Origin of the sequence: Phenylobacterium sp., assembly GCF_025351295.1 — a bacterium.
Classification (GTDB): Bacteria; Pseudomonadota; Alphaproteobacteria; order Caulobacterales; family Caulobacteraceae; genus Phenylobacterium.
In genome coordinates this window covers 24853-31846 of record NZ_JANXWD010000057.1, presented here as the reverse complement: position 1 = coordinate 31846, position 6994 = coordinate 24853, and the positions used below count along the sequence as shown (strand labels likewise).

Here is a 6994-nt window from a genome sequence, read left to right as displayed (position 1 = left end):
GCTCTCGACATAGCGCCGCTGGCCCTCGGCGTAGATCGTGTCGAAGGCCAGCGAGCTCTTCCCGGACCCCGACAGCCCCGTCAGCACGACGAGTTCGCCGCGCGGGATGTCGACGCTGACGTTCTTCAGATTGTGCTCGCGCGCGCCGCGGACACGGATGAGATTCTGCTGGTCGGCCATACTGTCCCGCAAGCGAGGGTGGGCCCGCGAAAGGGCCCTTCCGCGAGACCGCCTAATGTAGGTGACGAGACTCAGGGATAACACAGGAACGGATCACGAACAAAGCCGCTGCGGCATCGTGCGCGCTAGGGCTGCTGACACCACGCTGGCAGAAGGGAAGGTCTCCGGCCGCGAGAAGAACGGTCTCATAGGCTTGGATTTGATCCCGTATGCGGTATCATAGGTTATGACCAAGGCTGACAAGCTGTTGGCCCAGATGCGCCAGAATCCCGCGGGAGACTGGACCATCGGCGACATCGCCCGGCTCTGCGCCAGCCTCGGCTGGTCGTGCCTGCCTCCATCCGGTGGCGGCTCGCACTGGAAGCTCACGGCGCCGGGCGAGGAGACGATCCGACCATCCCGGCCAGGCGACCGATCAAGCCGGTCTACATTCGCCAACTGCTGGCGATGATCGAAAGGCGAGGCGATGGCGAAGCAGACTGATTACGCGATCATGGTGGAGCCGTTGGCCGACGCCGATGGTGGCGGCTGGCTGGCGTCCGTGCCGGCCCTGCCCGGGTGCATGGGAGACGGCGAGACCCGGGAGGCCGCGCTGGCCGACGTCGAGAAAGCGATCGCCGAGTGGAAGGACGCCGCCCGGCAGCTGGGACGCGACGTGCCCGGTCCGGCGGCCCTGGGCCAATGGCGTCAGCGCGTGCCTCGGAGCCTGCATGAGAAGCTGAAGATCCGGGCTGCGTTGGAGGGCGTGTCGCTCAACATGCTGGTGACCAGCGTGCTGGCGGAGGCGGTCGGCAAACGGGCGAAGTGACAGCAGGCCCGGACGGCGCAATCCCGACCACATTCCTGCTGGGACCCCACCGCCTATGTGTATCGACATATGTCGAAACACGCCAACTGTACGCGCAGATTTCCAAGTGTCGACGCGCAGGAGGTCGCCATGAAGGTGCAGGTCAAGAAATGGGGCAATAGCGCCTCGGTCAGGATTCCGGCATCGGTCATGGCCGCGGCGGACCTTCACCTCGATCAGGCCGTCGACGTTCAGGAAGAGGGCGGCCGGATCATCATTGAGCCGATCCTGACGCCGGCCTTGGACCTTGATCGGATGCTCGACCGGATGACTCCCGAGACATTCCATGACGAGGTGGATTTTGGGCCGCCAATCGGGCGGGAAGCCTGGTAGTGCCGGACTATGTGCCCGAGGCGGGCGACGTGGTTTGGCTGCAGTTCGACCCGCAGGCCGGGCATGTGCAGGCCGGACACCGCCCCGCGCTGGTACTGTCGCCTTCGCGCTACAATGCCCTTCGCGGGATGATGATCTGCTGTCCGATGGCGTCCCGCATCAAGGGCTATATCTTCGAGGTGGTCGTCAGCCGGACCCCGCCAAGCGTGTTGCTGGCCGATCAACTCAAGAGCCTGGATTGGCGCGCCCGAGGCGCCGTTCGCAAGGGCGCTGTTCCGGCGAATGTCCTGGCTGAGGTGCAGGCCAAGATCAAAGCGCTCCTGCGGCTCTAATTCACGCCCTCCGCCGCCCCGCCCAGGCGTACAGCCCGGCGCCGACCGCCAGATACGCCGCAACGGCCAGCACCGACCCGAAGGCAAAGTCCTCCGGGAACAGCCCCAGGGGCGCGCCCTTGTTGGTCAGCACGATCAGCCCCGACAGCGCCACGTTGAACAGGCTCTCGCCGACGATCAGGCCGGAGACCACCAGCACGCCCAGGCGCTGGGCGGCCTCGCCGTCGGGGTGGCGGGCGACACGGCGGTTGTAGAGCCAGCCGGCGACCGCGCCGATCACCACCGGCAGGGTCAGGGTGGCAGGCAGGTAGATGGCCATGCCGACGCCCAGCGGCGGCAGGCTGTAGCGCTTCGTCCGCCGCAGGGCCTCATCGATGGCGATCAGGCCCATCCCGACCACGACGCCGATGCCGATCAGTCCCCAGTCGAGCTGGCCTCCGACCACGCCCTTGGCGATGGTGGAGATCAGGGTGGCCTGGGGGGCGGGCAGGGGGTCGCCGGAGATCCCGTGCATGGGCGAGCCGGCGAAGCCGTTGGAGCGGTTCAGCAGCTCCAGCACCGGCGCGATCATCGCCGAGCCTGCGATCACGCCGACCACCAGGGCCGCCTGCTGGCGCCAGGGCGTGGCGTCGACCAGCTGGCCGGTCTTGAGGTCCTGCAGGTTGTCGTTGGCGCTGACGGCCACGGCCAGCAGCACGCCGGTGACCAGCAGCGCGAAGGCGACCAGCGGCTTGGGGTCGCCCATGGCCGCGCCGGCCCCGATGGCGCCCACGATCAGCGCCGCGCCCAACACCGCCAGGATGGCGAGGCCGGAGACCGGGCTGTTCGAGGACCCGGCCAGCCCGGCCATGTAGCCGCAGACCCCGGCGATGGCGAACCCGGCCACGGCGATATAGGCCAGGGCCGCGGCGGTCAGCGGCAGGGTCAGCGGCGCCAGCGGTCCGCCCTGCAGGAAGTGGGCGATGACGAAGCCGATGGGCACGAGGCACCCGGCCGAGACCAGGGCGACGACGCCGATGGGGATGTCCTGTTCGGCGCGCTCCAGCGCCGCGCCGCCGCCGGTCGAGCGCTTGCCCTGGGCGGCGATGGCGGTCGCCAGCCCGCCCCAGACCGGCCCGGCCAGCTTGGCCAGCGTCCAGATCGCCGAGATGCCGATGGCCCCGGCGCCGATGAACCGCACCTTGCCGGTCCAGATAGCGTGCGCCGCGTCCGACGCGCTGGCGGCCATGTCCGGATACATCGTGGTCAGCACCGGCACCAGCACGCCCCAGGACAGGATCAGCCCGGTCAGCATCGCCAGGCCGACCGCGATCCCCATCAGGTGTCCCGCGCCCAGCAGCGCCAGGGACATCGACGCCCCGATGCCGGTCGCTCCGCCCGCGCCGAACCGGAAGTAGCCGGCGACCTCGCCCGCCAGCGCCCGCGTGCCGACCGCGGCGGCGTAGAGGGCGGATGCGGCGGTCCCCAGCACGATGGCGGTCAGGCCACGCCGGCTGTCGGCGGCGGCCTCGGGCGTGTCGCCGCGCATGCCGGAGCCGACCTTCAGCACCTCGGCGGCGGCGACGCCTTCGGGGTAGGGCAGGTCCGACTGGGTGACCAAGGCGCGCCGCAGCGGCACGGTGTACATCACCCCCAGCACGCCGCCGATCGCGCAGAGCAGGAAGGTGGTCCAGAAGGGGAAGCCGGTCCAGGCGCCGACGATCACCAGGCCGGGCAGCACGAAGATCACGCTGGCCATCGCCCCGGCCGCCGAGGCCACCGTCTGGACGATGTTGTTCTCCCAGATGGTGGCGTCCTTGAACAGCCGCAGCACCGCCATGGAGATGATCGCGGCGGGGATCGAAGTGGCGACGGTCAGGCCGACCTTCAGGCCCAGGTAGACGTTGGCGGCGGTGAACACGAGGGTGATCAGGATGCCCAGGATCACACCCCGGACCGTCAGCTCCACCCGCTTGGTCGAGCCCGCCGTCACTGCCGCCGTCATCGCTTGAACTCCGTCACCCCGGAGGGGGCTTGGCCCCCCGCGCTGTTAGAGCGTGACTTGGGCGTGCGGCCAAGCGGGCGATCAGAAGCGGTGCTTGTAGACGACGTTGGTCCAGTCGAGGCGGAAGCCCTGCTCGTCGTCGTGCCAGGTGTCCTTGGCGCGGATGTCGATCTGGGAGTCGTCGTAGCGGTCCTGCATCGTCAGGCCCCGCAGCTTCGGAGCCGGCGGCTCAGGAACCCGGGCCGGCGCGGCCACGCCCTGCGCGGCGCGCCAGGCCCGGGCCGGCGCGCGGTCGTTGAGGGCGAAGGCGCGGCTGGCCGGGCCCAGGCCCTGGACGCTGGCGGTGGTGATGGCGGCGGCGGGCCAGGTCTGGGCCAGGGCGGGAACCGGAGCTCCGGCCAGGGCGGCGAGAACGAGGAACGACAGCGGGCGGGACACGATGGCGCTCCAGCAGGGGACCGCACGCCAGAACCCGCCCCGACCGCATTGGTTGCTAAGGCGCAGGTCGCCCCAGCCTCACGCCCGGTCGATCCGCGCGGCGTAGCAGCCCATGCCGGCGTAGTGCGCGTGCAGGTAGGCCACGTCCGGCCGCGCCAGCATCCGGTCGATCGCCGGCGGCAGATCGGAGCCTGGCGCCACCTCGGCCGCGACCATCATCCCCTCGCTGGTGAAGGCGCGCAGCGAGATGTGCGGGCGCACCGCCAGGGCCGGCGGGATCGCGTCCACGTCGCGGCGGGTCGGGTGGTCGCCCTCGCGGACGTAGATCGCGTGGCGGGCGCGGAACGGGGTGTCGGCCGGCTGGTGCTCGTAGTTCAGCAGCAGCACCGTCTCGCCGACCGGCGCGTCCTCCAGGGTCACCCGGCAGGGAAAGCCCAGCGGCGCATCGACGGTCCGCCGCACGATTCGGCGTTCGGCGAGGGCCGCGTCGGAGAGGGCGAACAGGGGCTGGAAAGGCGCGATCGGCAGGCCGGTGACGACGAAGGACATGGGGTGTCTCCTGTGGCCGGTAAGATCGGATCGCCGGCGCGCCAGGCCAATGTGGCGATCCCAACACATGTCCGAAAGCCGCTATTGGGCGTCGTGGAAGATGATCCCCAGGGTGTGGCGCCGCCCGGCGCGCAGTCGGCTGACTCCGTGACGCAGGGCGACGCGATAGGCGCCCCGGCCGCCCTGGACCGGCCGATAGCGGACCGGGAAGACCACGGCGTCGCCCTGGCGCAGCGGGACCACCTCGACACGGGACTGCATGCGCGGGCGCTGTTCGGTCAGCACGAACTCACCGCCCTCGAAGTCGCGGCCGGGCTCGCTGAGCAGGACGGCGACCTGCAGCGGGAAGACGTGCTCGCCGTAGAGATCCTGGTGCAGGCAGTTGTAGTCGCCGGGGCCGTAGCGCAGCAGCAGCGGCGTCGGCCGCGTCTGGCCGGCGGCGTGGCAGCGATCGAGGAATTGGGCGTGGTCGGCGGGGAATCGGGCGGCCTCGCCCAGGACCTGGTTCCAGCGGTTGGTGATCTCGGCCAGCGGCGGATAGAGCGCGGCGCGCAGGCCGGCGACCGGCTCGGGCAGGGGATAGGCGAAGTAGCGGTACTCGCCGCGCCCGAAGCCGTGGCGGACCATCACCACGGTGGCGCGAAACCGCGCTGCGTCGTCGTACCAGCCGGCGATCTCAGCGCAGCCGTGCGGCGAGAGCAAGCCCGGGATGAGCGCGCAGCCGTAGGTGTCCAGGTCACGGGCGAGGTCGGGCCAGCGGAGATCGTCCATGCGGGTGAGATCGCGGTTGGGAGGCCGCAGCGCAAGGCGCGAGGGGACGCCGGGTCCGAAAGCCGCCGAGGCCAAGACCTTCCCTCCGGCGACAGGATTGCGCGAACCGGGTTCGGCATGAGAGCGGCCTTCCTCGACCAGCAGACCGCGCGGCTGGGGGAGCACGCCACCGTTCTCGAGGCCTTTCGGCAGCTGAACCCGATAGCGGGCGGGAACGCCGCCCGCACCGCCCTGGCCCGATTCCTGTTCTGCAATGCCGCTGCCGAGACGCCCGCCGCGACCGGGATTTCCGGGCCGCTGCGGGCGTCGACAGCCAGATCGCGCTTGGCTAGGCGAAGCCCTCGGTCATCAGGATGAAGGCCTCCGACGCCGCGTGCCGGTGTTTCGCGATCGCCCGGTATTCCGGCGAGCGTACCCAGGTCAGCGCGGCCGCCTGGTCCTCGAACGACAGGATCACCAGCCGCCGCCCATCCGCCACCCCCTCCAGGACCGCCGGCGCGTCGTTCACCGCCACGAGCCGGCCGCCGTACTGCTGGAGCACCGGCATGAACCCGGCTTCGTACTGGGCGTAGCGTTCGCGGTCGCGGATCGCGAGGTGTCCTACGATGTAGACGGTCATGCGGCAGCCCTCCTGACGACGCGAAACACCGCATTGGCCCGGGCGCAGGGCTGGCCGTCGGCGGTGACGAAGGCCTGGGTGAAGCATAGCGTGCCGCCCGGCTTGACGAACACCGTGTCGAACTCCAGCCACTGGCCGGTCAGGGCCGAGCCGAGGAAGTCGAGCGTCAGGTTGACGGTCACCAGGCTGGCGCCGTCGCCCAGCCTGCGGGCGCACGACAGGCCCATGGCGTTGTCGGCGAGCGCGCTGATCAGCCCGCCATGGACGAAGCCGCGGCTGTTGGTGTGGGCCAGGCCGGCGCGCAGGCCGAGGATCACCGCGTCGCCGGAGTGTCGCCGGTAGAGCGGCTCCCAGGGCTCGGTGAGCGGGCTCTTGCGGTCGTGCGGCTGAAAGCCAGCGGGGACGTCGAGGACGGCCCCCATCACGCCGCCCCCGCCAGCCGCGCCAGGCTTTCCAGTGTGCCGTGACAGGCCTGGGCGGCCTCGGCGCCCTTCACCCGGAAGTGGGCGTGGAAGAAGCCCCGGTGGACGTCGTGCTCATGGAAGTGGTGTGGCGTCAGCACCACCGAAAACACCGGCGTCTCCGTCGAGAGCTGCACCTGCATCAGCGCCCGGATCACCGTCTCGGCGACGAACTCGTGGCGATAGACGCCGCCGTCGACCACGAAGCCGCAGGCCACGATGGCGGCATAGCGGCCGGTGCGCGCCAGGGTCTGGGCATGCAGCGGGATCTCGAAGGCGCCGGGGGTCTCGAACCGCTCGATGGCCTGCGGCGGGAAGCCCAGCCTGACGATCTCCTCCATGAAGCCCGTGTAGGCCTCGCGGACGATGTCGCCGTGCCACAGCGAATGGACGAAGGCGATCCGCGCGGCGCGGAACGCGCCGGTGGCGGTGGGGTACTCTTGCAACGCGGTAGCTTGGGTCATGGTCTTCTCCCTGACC

At 70.4% G+C, this 6994-nt stretch carries 11 protein-coding genes; 3 read left to right on the top strand and 8 right to left on the bottom strand.

Features of this window, described 5'->3' with window-relative positions:
- Positions 1 to 180, bottom strand: a 180-nt coding sequence (locus Q0R13_RS08765) for an ATP-binding cassette domain-containing protein (protein ID WP_293902541.1), incomplete at its 3' end; no start/stop codon positions are given.
- A 466-nt stretch (positions 181 to 646) separates the two neighbouring features.
- Here Q0R13_RS08765 and Q0R13_RS08760 point away from each other — a divergent pair.
- From Q0R13_RS08760 to mazF, 3 genes are all read left to right on the top strand, one after another.
- Positions 647 to 988: a type II toxin-antitoxin system HicB family antitoxin gene (locus tag Q0R13_RS08760; RefSeq protein WP_293902538.1), complete on the top strand. Its 342-nt coding sequence runs from the start codon at positions 647 to 649 to the stop codon at positions 986 to 988.
- Positions 989 to 1117: 129 nt separating this feature from the next.
- Entirely contained in the window at positions 1118 to 1360 is a 243-nt protein-coding gene (locus Q0R13_RS08755; RefSeq protein ID WP_293902535.1) for an AbrB/MazE/SpoVT family DNA-binding domain-containing protein, read from the top strand.
- Positions 1360 to 1692, top strand: coding sequence for an endoribonuclease MazF (mazF, locus tag Q0R13_RS08750; RefSeq protein ID WP_293902532.1), 333 nt, complete (start codon positions 1360 to 1362; stop codon positions 1690 to 1692). The genes Q0R13_RS08755 and mazF overlap by 1 nt, the downstream gene beginning before the upstream one ends.
- Position 1693: 1 nt before the next feature.
- Here the strand turns inward: mazF and Q0R13_RS08745 are convergent, their stop codons facing one another.
- From Q0R13_RS08745 to Q0R13_RS08715, 7 genes are all read right to left on the bottom strand, one after another.
- Complete coding sequence (locus Q0R13_RS08745; RefSeq protein WP_293902529.1) at positions 1694 to 3676, bottom strand: oligopeptide transporter, OPT family; 1983 nt, start codon at positions 3674 to 3676, stop codon at positions 1694 to 1696.
- An 81-nt stretch (positions 3677 to 3757) separates the two neighbouring features.
- Positions 3758 to 4114: a hypothetical protein gene (locus tag Q0R13_RS08740; protein WP_293902526.1), complete on the bottom strand. Its 357-nt coding sequence runs from the start codon at positions 4112 to 4114 to the stop codon at positions 3758 to 3760.
- A 78-nt stretch (positions 4115 to 4192) separates the two neighbouring features.
- A complete protein-coding gene (locus tag Q0R13_RS08735; RefSeq protein WP_293902523.1) occupies positions 4193 to 4663 on the bottom strand; it encodes a DUF1203 domain-containing protein in 471 nt (156 codons plus the stop codon).
- Between the two features lie 81 nt (positions 4664 to 4744).
- Positions 4745 to 5434 carry a 2OG-Fe(II) oxygenase gene (locus Q0R13_RS08730; RefSeq protein ID WP_293902520.1) on the bottom strand — a complete coding sequence of 230 codons (690 nt, stop codon included), beginning with the start codon at positions 5432 to 5434 and terminating at the stop codon, positions 4745 to 4747.
- Between the two features lie 328 nt (positions 5435 to 5762).
- Complete coding sequence (locus Q0R13_RS08725) at positions 5763 to 6053, bottom strand: DUF1330 domain-containing protein (RefSeq protein WP_293902517.1); 291 nt, start codon at positions 6051 to 6053, stop codon at positions 5763 to 5765.
- Positions 6050 to 6475: a PaaI family thioesterase gene (locus Q0R13_RS08720; RefSeq protein WP_293902514.1), complete on the bottom strand. Its 426-nt coding sequence runs from the start codon at positions 6473 to 6475 to the stop codon at positions 6050 to 6052. Before Q0R13_RS08720 ends, Q0R13_RS08725 begins: the two co-directional genes overlap by 4 nt.
- Positions 6475 to 6978, bottom strand: coding sequence for a 6,7-dimethyl-8-ribityllumazine synthase (locus Q0R13_RS08715; protein WP_293902511.1), 504 nt, complete (start codon positions 6976 to 6978; stop codon positions 6475 to 6477). The genes Q0R13_RS08720 and Q0R13_RS08715 overlap by 1 nt, the downstream gene beginning before the upstream one ends.
- Between the last annotated feature and the right edge of the window lie 16 nt (positions 6979 to 6994).